The sequence below is a fragment of the Streptosporangium sp. NPDC006930 genome (assembly GCF_040635605.1).
Taxonomy (GTDB): Bacteria; Actinomycetota; Actinomycetes; order Streptosporangiales; family Streptosporangiaceae; genus Streptosporangium.
The window spans coordinates 460,443-476,490 of sequence record NZ_JBEYID010000001.1 but is presented as its reverse complement, the minus strand read 5'-3'; the positions used below and the strand labels follow the sequence as shown (position 1 = coordinate 476,490).

Here is a 16,048-nt window from a genome sequence, read left to right as displayed (position 1 = left end):
GATGAGCAGCGGCCAGGTCCCGGCGCACGGAGTCGCCGAACCCGTAGGAAACACCGGAGCACCACCACCGGGCGGCGACCTGTTGTCGGTGCCCGCGAAGGCACCCGGCAGCCGTTTCTCGATGAACCTGCGGCAGAGCGGCATCTACATCGCCTTCGCACTGATCATCCTGCTGTTCTCCATCCTGACCGACGGTGAGCTGCTCAGCCCGCAGAACATCTCGAACATCATGGTGCAGAACTCCTACGTCCTGATCCTCGCGATCGGCATGATCCTGATCATCATCGCCGGGCACATCGATCTGTCCGTGGGTTCCGTGGTGGGGCTCACCGGCGCCATCGCGGCCGTGCTGATGGTCGACATGGACGTGGCGTGGCCGCTCGCGATCCTCATCACGCTGATCGCCGGCGCGCTGATCGGGGCCTGGCAGGGGTACTGGATCGCCTACTTCGGCATCCCGGCGTTCATCGTCACCCTCGCCGGAATGCTGATCTTCAGGGCGCTCACCCTCACCGTGCTCGGCAACCAGGGCATCGGCCCCTTCCCCGACGAGGTACGGACCCTCGCCAACGGCTTCGTGCCCGGCTTCTTCGGCAACATCGGCCTCGGCCCGCTCGGCGGCGCCGACCTGCTCACGCTGCTCGTCGGCCTGGCCGCGGTGGCCGGGATCGCCGGCACGCAGTGGCGTGCCCGCCAGGCGCGGCTGGGCTACCGGCAGAAGGTCGACGCGCTGCCCCTGTTCTTCCTGAAGATCGGCGCCGCCTCCGCGGTGGTGATGGTCGTGATCGTGCAGCTGGCCAGGTTCAAGAACCTGCCCTGGGTGCTGGTGCTCCTCGCGCTCCTCGTCCTGGGCTACACACTCCTGACCAACCGCGCCGTCTTCGGCCGCCACATCTACGCCATCGGCGGCAACCTGAACGCGGCGAGCCTGTCGGGCATCAAGGTCAAGTCCGTCACGTTCTGGATCTTCGTCAACATGGGGGTGCTCGCCGCGGTCGCCGGCATCATCTTCGCCGGCCGCCTGAACCAGGCGGGCCCGACGGCGGGCAACGGCTTCGAGCTGGACGCCATCGCCGCCGCGTTCATCGGCGGGGCCGCCGTCCAGGGCGGCGTGGGCAAGGTCGTCGGCGCACTCACCGGCGGTCTCATCATGGCCGTGATCAACAACGGCATGTCCCTCATCGGCGCGCCCAGCGAGCAGGTGATGCTCTTCAAGGGCCTGGTCCTGCTCGCCGCGGTCGCCCTCGACGTGTGGACCAAGCGCCGCTCGGGCGCGGGCCACTGACCCGGCCAGGCCCTCGCGCCCGGCCACCGTCCCCTCCCCTGTCCCCCGCCCTCCGCCCATCCTCCCCTCCACCCTCGGCCCGCCGACACCCCGGCGGGCCGAGGGCGTATCGGCCGATGATCACCGGGTGTGGAGGTCCCCGCCCTGGGTAAGGCGAATGATCTCGACCGGTAAGAGGGGACAGCGATGGCCATCGACTCGTTGGGCATGTGGATCGCGGTCATCGCAGTGGTGGTGGCGCTGCTCACCCTCGACTTCGTGGTGGCGGCACGCCGGCCGCACGTCGTGGGCATGCGCGAGGCCGCCGCCTGGACGGTCTTCTACATCGGCGTCGCCATCGCCTTCGGCCTGGTCCTGCTGTGGCTGGCCGGGGCGGGACTCGCGACGGAGTACTTCGCCGGATGGATCGTCGAGAAAAGCCTCTCCGTCGACAACCTCTTCGTCTTCGTCATCATCATGGCGCGGTTCTCGGTGCCCGAGGAGCACCAGCAGAAGGTGCTGCTCTTCGGCATCGCCACCGCGCTGGTGCTGCGGGCCATCCTCATCGCGGTCGGCGCGGCGGCCATCTCCCTCTTCTCCTTCACGTTCCTCATCTTCGGCCTGCTCCTGATCTGGACGGCGATCCAGCTCGTACGGCACCGCAACCAGGACCCCGACGTCGAGAACAACCCGCTGATCCGCCACGCGGGCAAGGTGCTGCCGGTCAGCGACGACATGCACGGCGGCAGGCTCGTCGCCCGCGAGAACGGCAGGCGGGTGGTCACTCCGCTGTTCCTGGTCTTCCTCGCCATCGGAAGCACCGACCTGCTGTTCGCCCTCGACTCCATTCCCGCCGTCTTCGGCGTCACCAGGCACCCGCTCATCGTTTTCGCCGCCAACGCCTTCGCGCTGCTGGGGCTGCGTGCCCTGTACTTCCTGATCGAAGGGCTGCTGGAGCGCCTCGTCTACCTGTCGATCGGCCTCGCGGTCATCCTCGGCTTCATCGGCCTCAAGCTCATCCTGTCGTTCCTGCACGAGGACATCTCGAAGTCCTTCCCCGAGGTCCCGACCCCGGTCTCCCTCGGAGTGATCTTCCTGGTGCTGCTCGTCACCGTCGTCGCCAGCCTGCGGAGGGTGCGCGCGCACCCGGAGGAGCGCGCCCACGCGGGCACCCTGCACCGGATGCGCCGCAGGGACAGAACCGACGAGAGCAGCAAGGACAGCAAAGGCAGGGACAACGACTGAGGTCCCGGCAGCGGATCGCCGGCTGGGCGACGCACCGAAGAGCGCAGCGGAAAAGCTCAGGCCAGACAGCGCAGGGCGGCCCTGAGCCTGCGGTCGAGAGGATGGTCGACGGGGTGGTCGTCCGGCAGGCGGCCGACGGTCGCCGCCACGAACGTCACAGGCGCCAGTTGCGCGCTCATGTCGTAGGCGTGCACCCAGATCCCGTCGGCGGTCAGCTCGACCTGGACCTTCGCCCCCTGCTCCGCGAGCGCGAACGCGCCCACCCTCACCCGCCACCAGACCCGCTCGTCCTCCTCGCCCTCCGCCACGGGCGCGCCGACGTCGTCGGCATGGGTGGCGTACTCCGAGTCGTAGTGGAAGGTCTGCGACCCCACCGGGTACGGTCCCGCGAGGGTCGGCAGCAGGGCGTCGCGGCCGAGCTCGCGCATCCGCTCGCGCGTCTCCCCGTTCTCGCGCCGCCACTCCTGGAGCACCTCCTCGACCGGAACGTCACGGCGGCGCTCCACGCACCAGGCGTTGAAGGCGTTGAAACCACCTTCAACGCCCTCGCTCCCGAGCATCGCGACAAACCCGTCGACGTCGTCGTCCAGGCAGGCGTGGTTGTACAGCTCCTCCCCCGCCAGGTGCCCGAGCACGTCGCGCACCGACCAGCCCGGCAGCCGTGAGGGACGCCGCCAGTCCTCCGCGTCGAGCCCGGAGAAGAAGCGGTCGAGGCGGAGGGCCTCGGTGTCGAATATGTCGAACGGGTTGAGATCCGCCAGCGGATCCTTCGATTCAGCGGTCATACCTCAGCAGTACCCGGGAACGACGGACATCCCCGTCCCGCGCTCCGGCGCCTGCGGGTATTCAAGATCACGAGGTTTCGCCCGCACTGGTCTTTCCCGTCGGCGAGCCGTCGTCATGGCACCCGGCCGGACAGTGGAGCACCGGTCCGGCAGCCGGTGGAGCCGGAACACCCGACCGTCCCACCCGGACACGAGGAGGAGCGGCCGAGGCGATCTCGACCACGTACCGGCCTAGTCCTCGTTCTCGTGGTCGTCATCGTTCTCGTCGTCGTTGTCGCCGCCGCGATGACGTGGCCCTGGCTCCCGGCCCTCCGTCCGGAAGGCGAACCCGGATTTGCGCAGGAAGTCGAAGAGCGGTCCGTCGGAGGCGAGCCTGCCCTTCCGCCTCGCCTCGGACAGGTCCCGGCCGAACTTGCGCAGTTCGTCACGCGCCTTACGCTCATCGCCCTTCCACAGGGCCTCGCCCGCTTTGGTGACCCTCTTGCGGATCTCGCGGGCCGTCCTGGGGTCGATCTTCCCCTGGAGCTCCTGTTCGGTGATCGCCCGGTGGAGGACGGGCAGCAGTGTCTGCCATCCGGTCCCCGCGGGCGGCGACAGGACCGGATCCGGGGACGGCGCCGCCGCGCTCCGCGAGACGGACGGCGACGGTGACGGTGTGGGGGTGGGTGACGGCGACGCGGGCTGCGTGGGCCGCTCAGGAGAGGGCGTCTCGGACGGCACCCCGGCCGTGCTGACCTGCCCGGTCGGCTCCGACGGCGTCAGCGCCCAGACGGTCGCCGCCACCAGCACGGCCACCGCGCCCAGGGCGATCGCGACGGTCCGCCCGGGAGGCCGCCCCCGCGTGAGCGCGGAGAGGACATCGGGCACGGGCCCGGAGACCGGCCCCCGCGTGATCTTCGTCGGCGCCGGCGCCTGTGCCGGTATCGGTGCCCCGATGTCGTACGTGGCCGTCGGTGCCGCAGGGGCCGCGGGGACGCTGTCGCGGACGGGCGACGTGTGGCGGGCCGTCGCGGTGACCTGGCGGATCACCTCTCCCCCGGTCGGCCGCGCGGCGGGATCCTTCTCCAGCAGGGCCAGGACCAGCCCCTCAAGCTCCGGCGGGACATCGGGCCGGTACCGCCTGAGCGGATCCGGCCGGTCACGGACGTGCTGGGAGATCACCTCCGCGTCGGGGCCGACGAACGGGGGCCGTCCGCACAGCAGCTCGTAAAAGACGCAGCCGAGCGCGTACAGGTCGGAGGCCGTGTTCCCCGGCGTGCCGAGGATCTGCTCGGGAGACAGGTAGGCGGCCGTACCGATGACGCTTCCCGCCGAGGTCAGCCGCATCGCGGCCTCGCTCGCGACCCTGGCGGTGCCGAAGTCGACGACCTTGAGCACGCCCCCCGTGCCCAGGTGCAGGTTCGCGGGTTTGACGTCGCGGTGCACGACCCCGGCCCGGTGCGCGGCGTCCAGCCCGAGCGCGGCCTGCCTGACCAGGTCGCACGTCTCGGACACGCTCAGCGGTCCCCGCTCGGCCAGCTCGGCGGCGAGATCCCGGCCGGTCAGCGACTCCATCACCAGGTACGGCCGACCCTCGTGCTCGCCCATGTCGAGCACCGTCACCACGTTGGGGTGGACGACGCGCGCGGCGGTCCTCGCCTCCCCGGCGAACCTCTCACACACCGCGGCGTCGGCCACCTGCGGTGACAGGATCTTGATCGCCACCGCCCAGCCGGGGCGCAGGTCGTACCCGCGCCATACCTCGCCCGTACCGCCACGGCCGATCAGCTCGTCCAGCCGGTACCGACCGGCGAGCACGGCCCCTGCCCCCTCCTGAACGCCCACGATCCTCGCCATCGATTCCGAGCCCGACAATTGGCACACAACTATATGAGGGGACTTCTCCGACTTATGGATCTATGCCGTAAGTCCCTCGACGAACCGCGGCTTCTCGTCCCGTCGGATCACGCCGGGTCGTGGGCGATCCCGGCCTGCGGTGTCCTCTCCCGAGAAGGGTCTCCGCTGCTCGGCGGCCCGCGGCCGGCCGCCGGTGACCCGGGCGGCACCGGAAACGAACCGGAGAACGCGAGGAAACCCGGAAGTCCCGGAAGCGGCGGGCGCCTCCGGGACTCCAGGACTCCGGCCGTGTCGCTCAGCCGGCGTTCGCCGCGTTCACCGGGCGGTAGGCGAGGGCGACGAGACCGGTGTCGAACGTCGTGCTGTCGACGAGTTCCAGGGTCGCCGTGACGTTCTCCCCCCGGAACAGCCGCTGTCCCTGACCGAGGATGACCGGGGAGACCAGGAGCCGGTACTCGTCGAGCAGGCCGTTCTCCATGAGCGTGTCGGTGAGCCGGCCACAGCCCCAGATCATGATGTTCCCGCCGGGCCGCCTCTTCAGTTCGGTCACCGTGGCGACGAGGTCGTCGCCGTGGACGATGGTCGAGTTCTCCCACTCGGCCTTCTCCAGGGTCGAGGAGACCACGTACTTCTCGGTGCCGTTCACGTGGTCGGCGTAGGGGTTGCTCATACCGGGCCAGGCCTGGGCCATGCCCACGTAGGTGACCCGCCCCAGCAGCAGGGTGTCGCAGCCGAGGGTGAGGTTCAGGGCGTACGCCATCGACTCCTCGTTCGAGTACGGCATGGACCACAGGTGGGGGTTGTCGATGTAGCCGTCGACCGTGGTGTGGGTCATGGCAATGATCTTCCGCATGATTTTCTCCGTGTCGTTCTCATTGAATGAAGCCCGTTAGGGCTGGATGAGGCCTGCTGAGACTGAACGAGTCCGGATAAGTCCGGATAAAAATGGATGGGGTGGTGTGTGAAGACGGTCAGGGGACGTACGGGCTCCTGGCGCGGGCGTCGCGCAGGGCGCGGGCCCACCAGGTCAGCCGGTCGAGCGTGCTCTTCGCCGCGCTGTTGCACTCCGTGCCGGCCCTCGGCCAGGTGCCGTCGGTCGCGAAGAGGTCCCAGTAGCGGGGAAGGATGACGGCGTCGCGGATGGCGACGGCGTGCAGTTCGGTGAAGACCTGGCGGAGCTGGTCGACCGCGTGCAGGCCACCGGAGTCCCTGCCATAGGCGACGAAGGCGACGGGCTTGGCCTGCCACTCCTCGTAGTACCAGTCGATCGCGGTCTTCAGCGGAGCGGGGAAGCTCCGGTTGTACTCGGGGGTGACCACGACGAAGGCGTCGGCGGCGGCGAGCCTCGGCGCCAGGGCGGCCACCTCCGCGGGTGCGGGCTCCTCCTGATCGGTGAGGGTCTGCGGCAGGCCGGTCTCGGCCAGGTCGATCAGGTCGACGTCCAGGTCTCCGCGCCTGCGGGCCCGGGAGGTGAACCAGTCCGCCACGGTGGGCCCGAACCGGCCGTCGCGGGTGCTCCCGACGATGACCGCCAGTCGCAGCCTGCCCTCCTCCGGCATCTCCGTACCTCCCTCGTGTCCCGCTCCGTTCGATGTGCCCTCAGCATGGCCGAACCCCTTTACGGAAAAGCTCCCGTCGCTTTACGGCCGATCCGGGGTGCACGGAAATCCGCCGTAAGACGAGTCGTAACGCGGTGAGTGCCCGGGGTTATCGTGGCCTTCATGCGTTTCGGGGTGCTTGGGCCGCTCGCCGTGTGGACGACCGCCGGTGAGCCGGTGGCGATACCCGGGCTGAAGGTCCGGACCCTGCTCGCCGACCTCCTCGCGCACGAGGGACGCCCGGTGCCCGCCGACCGGCTGGTCGACGACCTGTGGGGCGACGATCCGCCGGGCAATCCGACCGGCGCCCTCTCGGCCAAGGTCTCGCAGCTGCGCAGGGTGCTGGAGGACGCGGAACCCGGCTGCCGGGACCTGGTCACCCGTCATCCCGCGGGCTACGTGCTGAGAGCCGACACCGACGTGGCCGACTTCCTGCGCCTGCTCGACGAGGCGGCCCTCGCGGGGGATCCGCGGGTCAGGGCGGCGCTGCTGGCCGACGCGCTGGCGTCGTGGCGCGGCCCCGCGTTCGCCGACTTCGGCGACGAGCCGTTCGCGCGCCCCGCGATCACGAGACTGCTGGAACGGTGGCTGACCGCGCAGGAGGAGCACGCGGAGACACGGCTGGAGCTGGGCGAGCACGTCCGGCTCGCGGGGGAGCTCGGCGGCCTGCTCGCCGCCCACCCTTTCAGGGAGCGGCTGCGCGCCGCGCACATGCGTGCCCTGTACCGCTCCGGGCGGCAGAGCGAGGCGCTGGACAGCTACGAGGAGCTGCGCCTCCTGCTCGCCGACGAGCTGGGCCTGGATCCGGGCGCCGACCTGGTCACCCTGCACCGGGCCGTCCTCACCCAGGACCCGGCGCTGGCCGCGTCCGGCTCTCCCCCCGACAGGCCGGACACCAATCTCCCCGCGCCGCTCACCGACCTGATCGGCAGGGAGGAGGCCGTCGCCGAGATCCGCGCCCTGCTGGAGACGGAACGGCTGGTGACGCTCACCGGTCCCGGCGGCGTGGGCAAGACCCGCCTCGCGGTCGAGACCGCCAGACATCTGACCGACCTGGGTCCTTCCGGCACCACGCCCTCCGCCTCCGCTTCCCACCCCGCTCCCGGAACCACCGCCCCCTCCAGCACCGCCCCCTCCGGCACCGCCCCCTCCGGCACCGTCGCTCCCGGCACCGTCGCTCCCGGCCTCGTACGTGACGGGGTGTGGCTGGTCGAACTCGCCGCGCTCGACCGTCCCGGTGACGAGGACGCGGTCCACCGGCTGGCTGAGACGATCATGACGGTGCTGGACGTCCAGGACTCCGCGGGTGGCGCGGGACCGGTGACCGCCGCCGACCGGCTCACCGAGGCGCTGCGCCCCCGGAGGCTGCTGCTGGTGCTGGACAACTGCGAGCACGTCGTCGAGCCGGTCGCAGAGCTGGCCGGATCGCTGCTGCGCGCCGCCCCCGGGCTGCGAATCCTGGCGACCAGCCAGGAGTCGCTCGCCCTGCCCGGCGAGGTGGTCTGGAGCGTCCCACCGCTGGAGGTGCCCGGCCGGGCCTTCGACGACATCCCCGAGCTGGAGCGGACGGGGTCCGTGCGGCTGTTCGTGGCACGCGCGTCCGCCGCGGCCAAGGGGTTCGTCCTCGACGCGGACACCGCTCCGGCGGTCGCGGCGCTGTGCCGCAGGCTGGACGGTATCCCGCTCGCGCTTGAGCTGGCCGCGACGAGGGTCCCCGCCCTCGGGGTGCACGGTCTCGTCGCCCGCCTCGACGACCGGTTCAGGCTGCTGGCCACCGGACACCGGGGCGTCCCACCCCGCCAGCAGACCCTGACTGCGATGATCGACTGGAGCTGGGAGCTGCTGACCGGCGCCGAGCGCGCCGTCCTGCGCCGCCTCGCCGTCCACGCGGACGGCTGCGACATGGAGGCCGCCGAGGCCGTCTGCGCGGATGACGACGTCCCCGCCGCAGGTGTGCTCGACCTGGTGGCACGGCTGGTGAACCGGTCGCTGGTGGTCATGGTGGACGGTGCCGACGGGCCGAGATACCGGCTGCTGGAGTCGGTGGCGGCGTACTGCGTCGAGCGTCTGCAGCGGGCCGGGGAGTACGAGCGGGTGCGGCTGCGGCACCTGCGCCACTACACCGACCTGGCCGAACGGGCCGAGCCGCGTCTCTACGAGGCGGACCAGCGGCGCTGGCTGCGGCGTCTCGACTCCGAAGCCGCGAACCTCCGCGCCGCGCTGAACGCGGCCGTCAGGAACGGCGACGCGGAGGGTGCGCTGCGCCTCGTCTGCGCGATGGGCTGGTACTGGTTCCTGCGCGGCCGGCTGACCGAAGCCCACCGATCCCTGGCGGCGGCACTCGCCGCCCCCTGCGGATACCCCGCCGTCTCCCCCGTCGACGAACCCGGCGACGAACCCGTCGACGAATCCGGCACCGTCGGAAACCACGGATCGAGCGGCGAATCCGGCGGCGCCGGGCTCCTCGCACCGGACACCGCCCGTGGCTCCGGAGCCGTCTCGTTCGCCGCCCTCCGGGCCAAGGCTCTCACCTGGAAGGCCGTGATCGGGCTCCTCCGAGGTGACGTCGCCGCCGCCGACCGGGAGGAGCTCCGCAGGGCCGCCCTGGAGGCGTACGAGGAGGCGGACGATCCCGGCGGGCGTGCCAGGGCGTGGTGGATCCTCGCCTACGCGGGGGTCGACCTCGGTGACCTGTCCGTCGCCGCGGACCTGCTGGACCGGGCGCTGCCCGCCTTCGAGGCGCTCGGTGACCGCTGGGGAACGGCCGCCGCCCTCGCCCTGCGGGCCAAACTCGCCCACGTACGCGGTGACCTGGACGGGCTCGGACGCGACGGCGAGCGCAGCGCGCGGATCTTCGACGAGCTCGGGGAGCGCTGGGGGCAACTGGAGTCCGGCGGCTGGCTCGGCGCGCTGGCCGAGATGACCGGCGACCTCGACCGGGCCGAACGGCTGCAGCGTGACGGCATGCGCCTCGCCGAGGAGCTCGGGCTGTGGACGGAGCTCGCCGGGCGGCTGGGCTGGCTGGGCTGGATCGCGCTGCAGCGCGGTGACTACGCGCGGGCGGCGGAGTGGAGCGAGAGGTCGCTGCGGCTCACCCTGGAGCAGGGTCACCGGGCCGGGCAGACCTTCGCCCGGATGGGGCTCGCCTTCGCCGCGCGCAGGGACGGCCGCCTCGACGTCGCCGAGACCCACCTGCGCGACGTGCTGGACCACACCCCTCCCGTCTCCGGGGAGCCGCCGCCCTACCTCCCAATGATCATGACCGAGCTCGGCTTCGTCGCCGAGGGGCGCGGCGACGCGGCGGCGGCCCTCGACCTGCACCTGGTCGCCCTCGATCTGATGGCCAGGTTCGACGGGACCAGGGAGATGAAGGTCGCCGTGTACGGCCTGGCCGGGGCACTCTCCGTCGCCGGGCACCACGACCGGGCCGCCCGGCTCCTGGGCGCGGGCGCCGCGGCCCTCGCGTCGAGCCCCATGCCCCTCACCTCCGTGGAGAGCGTCGACGTCGACCGGATCACCGCGCGGATCCGTGACGCGCTGGGCGAGGAGCGCTTCGCCGCGGAACGCGAACGCGGTACCGCGCTCACCCCCGAACAGATCAGGTCCCTCGCCGTCATACCGGAAGGCGCCGCGTCCTCACCGGCGGACGAGGCTCCGTGGCCCGCAGCTCTCGGACAGTGAAATACATTCCGTTGGAATATTGGAATATGGGAGGCAACGGATGAGCACCGGGGAAGCGACCGCCGACGACATGCCCGGCGCGAAGACGACCGTCGGCGGCGAGGCCGGGGCGACCCCTGGGACGACCGCCGACCGCGAAGGCGCACACGACGTGAGGGTGACCGCCGGCCGCGACGGCGTACCCGGCCGGGGGATGACGGCCGTCGTCGGCGGCGGTGCGGCGGGCATAGCGGCGGCGAAGGCCCTCATCGAGGCCGGTCTGCCCGTCCTCGGCATCGAACGCGCCACCTCCCTCGGCGGCCTGTGGCGACTGGAGGCCGACACCGCGTCCTACGAGGGCCTGCGCCTCAACACGAGCAAGCCCCGCACGGAGTTCTCCGACTTCCCGATGCCCGCCGAGTGGCCCGACTACCCGACCCGCGCCCAGATGCTCGAATACCTGCGCTCGTACGCCGACCGTTTCGGGGTCGGCGAGCGCTTCCGGTTCGGCACGACGCTGGAATCGGCCCGGCGCACCGAGGGCGGCTGGGAGCTGGAGCTGACCGGTCCCGGCGGGCCGTACCGCGAGACGGTGGAGCACCTGGTGGTGGCGAACGGCCACAACCACGAGCCCCGGCTGCCCGAACCTCCCTACCCGGGGACGTTCACCGGCACCGAGTCGCACGCGCACGACTACGTCACCCCCACCGAGCTGGCGGGCAGGCGTGTGCTCGTCGTGGGCACCGGCAACTCCGCGATGGACATCGCCGCCGAACTGACCGACCACGCGTCCGCCGTGCTGCTGTCGGCGAGGCGAGGCGTCTGGGTGCTGCCCAAGCGGCTGCTGGGCCGCCCCTCCGACCAGCTCAACGGCGCCCTCGCGGCCCTCCTCCCCTGGCGGGTGCGGCAGGTGGTCTCCCAGGCGGTGCTCAGGGTCGCCGACAGGAAACCCGCGGGGCCGCGTCTGCCCGCTCCCCGCCGGGGCGTGCTCCAGGACCACCCCACGCTGAGCGACTCTGTTCCCCGCCTGGTCGCGGAGGGAAGGGTGCTCGCGCGCCAGGGCATCGCGCGCCTGGACGGCTCGCGGGTCCATTTCACCGACGGGCAGGTGGACGAGGTCGACCACATCATCTGGTGCACCGGCTACCGGGCCGTGACCCCGTTCCTCGACACCGTCGCCACCACTGACACCCAGACCGACACCGGCACGGCGCCCGACCCGGCGAGCACGCTGCTCTACCGCCATGTCTTCCCCATCGGCGACGACTCGATCAGCTACGTCGGGCTGATGCAGTCGACCGGTTCGGCGCTGCCCGTCGTCGAGGCACAGGGCCGCCTCCTCGCCGCCGTACGCGCCGGAACCCACCGGCTGCCCGACCCCGAGACCGCGCGCAGCATCGCCTCCGCCGAACTCGACGCCGCCCGCGACCGCTGGGGGCAGCGCAGGCCCCACATGCGGATCGACGTCGACCATTATCTCCGCGTCATGCGGCGCGAGCTGCGCGCCTCCCCCTCCCGCGCGCTCGCCGGACGCCGGATCCTGGTCACCGGCGCGGCCGGCACCTTCGGCAGGGCGATGAGCGCTCGGTTCACCGCCCAGGGCGCGCACGTGGTCGGCCTGGACATCGCCCGCCCCGACGACTCCGACATCCCGATCATCGCGTGCGACATCACCTCCTCCGAATCCGTCGACGCGGCGGTGGCCGAGGCGGCGGCCCTGCTCGGCGGCATCGACCTGCTGGTCAACAACGCCGGCCGGGGCGGGCCCGCACCGGCCGAGCTCGCCCCGGGCGACGAGGTCGAGGCGCAGCTGCGGCTGAACCTCCTCGGCGCCTGGCGGGTGACGGCGGCGGTCATGCCCCACCTGGTGCGTGCGCGCGGGCAGGTGGTCTTCATCGCCTCACGGATGGCGGTCCTGCCCCTGCCGCTCGCGGCGGCGTACGGCGTCTCCAAGCGAGCCCTCGCCGCCTACGCCGACGCGCTCCGGCTGGAGGTCGGCACGCACGTCGGCGTGACGACCGTCTACCCGAGCATGGTCCGCAGCCCGATCCACGACAGCACGAAACAGGCCGGGCTCTCCCTGGACGCGGTGTCCCGGCCGGAGCCCGTCGAGGGCGTGGTCGACGCGATCGTCCGCGCCGTCACCGCCCGCCGTGCCCCGCGCGACGTGGCGACCACCGTCCGGGGACGCCTGGAGATGATGGTCGGCAGGCACGCCCCCTCCCTCGCCGACCGTCTCGTCCGCCGCACCGTCGCGGCCCGCGTGGCGGCCGGTGACTTCGCGAACGCCCCCCTCGCGGCCGGGATGGTGAGCAGGCACCGCGGCCAGGACCTGTGAGGGCCTCGGATCGCCGCCGCCGCGCGGGTCGGCACGCCTAGAGTGTCAGCTCGTACTCGACCTCGTCGATCAGGTTCCCGTCGCCGAAGTCGTGTCTCCTTTCCGCGCCCGACTCGGCGAAACCGGTCTTGGCGTAGAAGCGGCGTGACTGCGGGGTGTCGCGCAGGGTCCACAGGTGGACGCGCGGAAACCCCTCGGCCCTCAGGCGCTCGACGGTGGCGGTCATCAGGGCGGCGGCGATGCCGCTGCCCCAGCCGTCCGGGTGGCCGTAGAAGCCGAAGATCTCGGCGGCGCCGGGGTGTTCCGGGGAGTTTCCGAAGTAGGAGAAGGCCAGGGGGCGGCCGTTCAGGGCGGCGAGCAGGATCGTGTCCTGCCCGCTCGCCACGACCGCACCCCATTTGGTACGGCGGCGGCCCACGGCCTCGGCGAAGAACTCCGGCCCGAAGAAGGACTCGTAGGCGACGGCCCAGGAGTCTGCGTGGATCTCGCCCAGCGCGTCGGCGTCGGCGGCGGTCGCCGGATGGATGGTCAGGGGGAGGTCGGTCATGACACCACCGGTGCTCCTTGTCGTCCGATCGCCCAGATCGTCAGGGCGGGTCCCAACAGCACTATGCCTGCGACGCTCACCGCCTGCCACTTCGACGGTTCACCCGTTGGCACCACCACGGACCACGAACCCGCGACGGCGCCGATGAGCGACACCACGAGGCCACGAACCTGTGACGGCGCCGCGCACGACCCGTCACGGAGCCACGAACCCCCACGAGACCACGGTCCCGCGACAGCGCCACGAACGACCCCGTCACAGGCCCGAGGGGGTGGAACCGGTCCGCAGCCGGTTGCCCGTACGACGCCAGCGGGCGAGTCCGCCCTCCAGCGGACGTGCCCGGAATCCGTGGTCGCGCAGCAGCCGCACCGCCTCCGGGGAGACCACGCAGTAGGGGCCACCGCAGTAGGCCACGATCTCGACGTCCGCGGGCAGCTCGTCGAGACGGTCCCGCAGCTCGGCCAGCGGAACCGAGACCGCCCCCGGCACATGGCCGAGGGCGTGGTCGGCGGCCGAACGGACGTCGACGACCACGATGTCGGGGTCGGTGAGACGCCCGGCGAGTTCCTCGGCGGTCACCGCCTCCAAAACGGCGACCTCGCCGAGGTGTTCGGAGACCGCCTCACGCAGGTCGGCGAGCCTTACGGCGGCGAAGTCCTGCAGCTCGCCCAGAAACCGCGAGACCCGCTCGTCGGCGAGCCGATAGTAGATCCGCGTACCGTCCCTGCCGCTCGTCACCAGATGGGCGGCACGCAACTGCTGCAGCTGGGCCGAGGTGTTCTTCAGCGGGATGCCGGCCGACTCCGACAACTGCTCGACGGTGCGCTCCCGCTGGTCGAGCACGTCGAGCAGCCTCAGCCGCACGGGACTGGCCAGCGTCCTGCCGATCCGCGCCAGCTGCCGGTAGATCGGCTCCTCGCGAAACTCCGCCATCACCGTCAGACCATGTACTGATCGTGGCGCAGGTAGACATCCGTCCACTCCTCGTCGGTGAGCCGACGCCCGCTGCTCGCGATCTCGGCGAGTTCCTCGAAGTACGCCTCGCGCGGCGCGCCCGGGGCGAAGAGCAGGAGCATCGAGGCCGGTTCGCCGGACTCGTTGCGGAAGCTGTGCACCCCGCCCTCGGGGACGTAGAGGAAGTCTCCCGCCGTCGCGTCGGTCCAGGACCTCCCGTCGAACAGCCGCACCGTCCCCGACAGCACGAAGAAGGACTCGGAGATCGTCCGATGGAAGTGAGCCGCCGGCCCTGAGGGCTTTGGCCCCATGTCCCAGCGATACAGGCCGAACTGCCCGTTCGTCGAGGCACCGGTGCCCAGATAGCGCACCCCGAGGCCGCCTGGGGCCGGCCTCGGCGGCCCGGACCGGTGAGCCGGGGAGCCCCCGCGGTGACGCCCGACACCTCGGAGATCGCCCGCGTGTTCGCCGAGGATTACGGTCGCGCGGTCGCGGTCCTGGTCCGCGTCTTCGGTGACATCGACATCGCCGAGGAGGCGGTCCAGGACGCCTTCACCATCGCGGTGCAACGCTGGCCGTCGTCCGGCGGTGCCTGCACCGAGAACGCGGCCGTACGCGACTTCCTGCGCCGCAGCCATCGGGCGCTCAGCGGGGCCGGATAACCGACTGGATTCTCCACCAAGCTCGTCGAGTTCGTCGGCGACTCCATCACCGTCGGGACCACCAGCTCGAAGAACGCGCTCACCGCGTACGGCTGGCTCATCGGCGAGCGGCTCGGCGTCCGGCACACGCAGATCGCCCAGGGCGGCGCCTGCCTGGTGGCGACCTCCGACGGATGCGTGGGCCTGGAGAACCAGTTCCTCAAGCTGAACCCCAACGCGGCGACCCCCGACTGGAACTTCTCCCGCTACCAGGCGAACGCCGTCGTGATCAACCTCGGCACCAACGACGTCGGCCACGGCGTGCACACCCCGGAGTTCCAGACCTCCTACACCAACCTGCTGCGCAGGGTGCGGGCGGCGTATCCGAAAGCCGTGATCTTCGCCCTGGAGACCTTCACCAGGCGGTTCGCCGCGCAGACCCAGGCCGCGGTCAAGACCCTCAACGACGGCGGCGACGCCAACGTCCTCTACGTCAACACCGAGGGCTGGCTGACCAGCGCCGACCTGACCGATTCCGTGCACCCGAACGACGCCGGGCACATCAGGATCGCCGGCCTGCTCGCCCCGATCATCTCCGCGAGGATCGGCACGACGGCGTCCCCCACCCCGACGCCGACGCCGACCCCGAGCGCGACACCCACGCCCACGCCCACGCCGACGACCTCGGCGAGTTGCGCGGTGAGGTACGCGGTCACCAACCAGTGGCAGGGCGGTTTCCAGGGCGAGGTGACCGTCACCAACACCGGTACGGGGAGCATCGACGGCTGGACGCTGACCTGGTCCTTCGCAGGCGGGCAGCAGCTGTCCCAGGCGTGGAACGCCACCTACGCGCAGACCGGCGCCACCGTCACGGTCACCGGCGCGAGCTGGAACGCCTCCATTCCGGCGAAGGGTTCGGCGAGCTTCGGCTTCATCGCCGGCCAGCCCGGTATCAACAGCGCCCCCACCGCCTTCAACCTCAGCGGAAAGGCGTGCGCGGTGACATCCTGACCGGCAGGCGCGCGTCCGCCCTCGTCTCCACCCTCTCCACCCTCTCCACCCTCTCCACCGCGACCGGCCATCGGGACTCCGTGGAGACGAGGGCCCGGCCCGGCTCTGCAGGAGGATGATCCAGCTGGGCTTCCGCCCCCACATCGCCATCGGTGGTTCCCCGCCCCAG

Annotated in this window: 13 protein-coding genes and 1 pseudogene; 7 read left to right on the top strand and 7 right to left on the bottom strand. The window is 71.5% G+C overall.

Annotation, left to right across the window (positions count from 1 at the left end; translation table 11 throughout):
• Nucleotide 1 precedes the first annotated feature (1 nt).
• Nucleotides 2–1,285, top strand: coding sequence for a multiple monosaccharide ABC transporter permease (mmsB, locus tag ABZ664_RS02275; RefSeq protein ID WP_362501812.1), 1,284 nt, complete (start codon nt 2–4; stop codon nt 1,283–1,285).
• 186 nt (nt 1,286–1,471) lie between these two features.
• Nucleotides 1,472–2,509 (top strand): TerC family protein, encoded by a 1,038-nt coding sequence (locus ABZ664_RS02270; protein WP_362501810.1) that lies wholly within the window; start codon nt 1,472–1,474, stop codon nt 2,507–2,509.
• Between the two features lie 56 nt (nt 2,510–2,565).
• Here the strand turns inward: ABZ664_RS02270 and ABZ664_RS02265 are convergent, their stop codons facing one another.
• The 4 genes from ABZ664_RS02265 to ABZ664_RS02250 all read right to left on the bottom strand — a co-directional run bounded on the left by ABZ664_RS02265 (nt 2,566) and on the right by ABZ664_RS02250 (nt 6,689).
• Nucleotides 2,566–3,294 (bottom strand): maleylpyruvate isomerase family mycothiol-dependent enzyme, encoded by a 729-nt coding sequence (locus ABZ664_RS02265; protein WP_362501808.1) that lies wholly within the window; start codon nt 3,292–3,294, stop codon nt 2,566–2,568.
• Nucleotides 3,295–3,525: 231 nt separating this feature from the next.
• Nucleotides 3,526–5,148 (bottom strand): serine/threonine-protein kinase, encoded by a 1,623-nt coding sequence (locus tag ABZ664_RS02260; RefSeq protein WP_362501806.1) that lies wholly within the window; start codon nt 5,146–5,148, stop codon nt 3,526–3,528.
• Nucleotides 5,149–5,425: 277 nt separating this feature from the next.
• On the bottom strand, nt 5,426–5,983 hold the full coding sequence (locus ABZ664_RS02255; protein WP_362501804.1) for a dihydrofolate reductase family protein: 558 nt from the start codon (nt 5,981–5,983) through the stop codon (nt 5,426–5,428).
• Between the two features lie 118 nt (nt 5,984–6,101).
• Nucleotides 6,102–6,689, bottom strand: coding sequence for an NAD(P)H-dependent oxidoreductase (locus ABZ664_RS02250; RefSeq protein WP_362501802.1), 588 nt, complete (start codon nt 6,687–6,689; stop codon nt 6,102–6,104).
• Between the two features lie 162 nt (nt 6,690–6,851).
• Here ABZ664_RS02250 and ABZ664_RS02245 point away from each other — a divergent pair, with 162 nt between their 5' ends.
• Nucleotides 6,852–10,409: a BTAD domain-containing putative transcriptional regulator gene (locus tag ABZ664_RS02245; protein ID WP_362501800.1), complete on the top strand. Its 3,558-nt coding sequence runs from the start codon at nt 6,852–6,854 to the stop codon at nt 10,407–10,409.
• A 40-nt stretch (nt 10,410–10,449) separates the two neighbouring features.
• Nucleotides 10,450–12,726: an SDR family NAD(P)-dependent oxidoreductase gene (locus ABZ664_RS02240; RefSeq protein WP_362501798.1), complete on the top strand. Its 2,277-nt coding sequence runs from the start codon at nt 10,450–10,452 to the stop codon at nt 12,724–12,726.
• Between the two features lie 37 nt (nt 12,727–12,763).
• Here the strand turns inward: ABZ664_RS02240 and ABZ664_RS02235 are convergent, their stop codons facing one another.
• The 3 genes from ABZ664_RS02235 to ABZ664_RS02225 all read right to left on the bottom strand — a co-directional run bounded on the left by ABZ664_RS02235 (nt 12,764) and on the right by ABZ664_RS02225 (nt 14,598).
• A complete protein-coding gene (locus ABZ664_RS02235) occupies nt 12,764–13,273 on the bottom strand; it encodes a GNAT family N-acetyltransferase (protein WP_362501796.1) in 510 nt (169 codons plus the stop codon).
• 255 nt (nt 13,274–13,528) lie between these two features.
• Entirely contained in the window at nt 13,529–14,206 is a 678-nt protein-coding gene (locus ABZ664_RS02230) for a metalloregulator ArsR/SmtB family transcription factor (RefSeq protein ID WP_362501794.1), read from the bottom strand.
• Nucleotides 14,207–14,211: 5 nt separating this feature from the next.
• On the bottom strand, nt 14,212–14,598 hold the full coding sequence (locus ABZ664_RS02225; protein WP_362501792.1) for a cupin domain-containing protein: 387 nt from the start codon (nt 14,596–14,598) through the stop codon (nt 14,212–14,214).
• 60 nt (nt 14,599–14,658) lie between these two features.
• Between ABZ664_RS02225 and ABZ664_RS02220 the strand changes: the two genes are divergently transcribed.
• From ABZ664_RS02220 to ABZ664_RS02210, 3 genes and pseudogenes are all read left to right on the top strand, one after another.
• Nucleotides 14,659–14,889, top strand: a complete 231-nt coding sequence (locus ABZ664_RS02220; RefSeq protein WP_362501790.1) for a hypothetical protein — start codon at nt 14,659–14,661, stop codon at nt 14,887–14,889.
• A 39-nt stretch (nt 14,890–14,928) separates the two neighbouring features.
• Nucleotides 14,929–15,429: pseudogene (locus tag ABZ664_RS02215) on the top strand (GDSL-type esterase/lipase family protein); the annotation flags it as partial.
• A complete protein-coding gene (locus ABZ664_RS02210) occupies nt 15,406–15,879 on the top strand; it encodes a cellulose-binding domain-containing protein (protein WP_362502235.1) in 474 nt (157 codons plus the stop codon). The pseudogene ABZ664_RS02215 and the gene ABZ664_RS02210, both read left to right, overlap by 24 nt.
• Nucleotides 15,880–16,048: the final 169 nt, after the last annotated feature.

Excerpts from the sequence above, each read along its gene's own strand:
- mmsB (WP_362501812.1), top strand. The coding sequence starts at position 2 with ATGAGCAGCGGCCAGGTCCCGGCGCACGGAGTCGCCGAACCCGTAGGA.
- ABZ664_RS02270 (WP_362501810.1), top strand. The coding sequence starts at position 1,472 with ATGGCCATCGACTCGTTGGGCATGTGGATCGCGGTCATCGCAGTGGTG.
- ABZ664_RS02265 (WP_362501808.1), bottom strand. The coding sequence starts at position 3,294 with ATGACCGCTGAATCGAAGGATCCGCTGGCGGATCTCAACCCGTTCGAC.
- ABZ664_RS02255 (WP_362501804.1), bottom strand. The coding sequence starts at position 5,983 with ATGCGGAAGATCATTGCCATGACCCACACCACGGTCGACGGCTACATC.
- ABZ664_RS02250 (WP_362501802.1), bottom strand. The coding sequence starts at position 6,689 with ATGCCGGAGGAGGGCAGGCTGCGACTGGCGGTCATCGTCGGGAGCACC.
- ABZ664_RS02245 (WP_362501800.1), top strand. The coding sequence starts at position 6,852 with ATGCGTTTCGGGGTGCTTGGGCCGCTCGCCGTGTGGACGACCGCCGGT.
- ABZ664_RS02240 (WP_362501798.1), top strand. The coding sequence starts at position 10,450 with ATGAGCACCGGGGAAGCGACCGCCGACGACATGCCCGGCGCGAAGACG.
- ABZ664_RS02235 (WP_362501796.1), bottom strand. The coding sequence starts at position 13,273 with ATGACCGACCTCCCCCTGACCATCCATCCGGCGACCGCCGCCGACGCC.
- ABZ664_RS02230 (WP_362501794.1), bottom strand. The coding sequence starts at position 14,206 with ATGGCGGAGTTTCGCGAGGAGCCGATCTACCGGCAGCTGGCGCGGATC.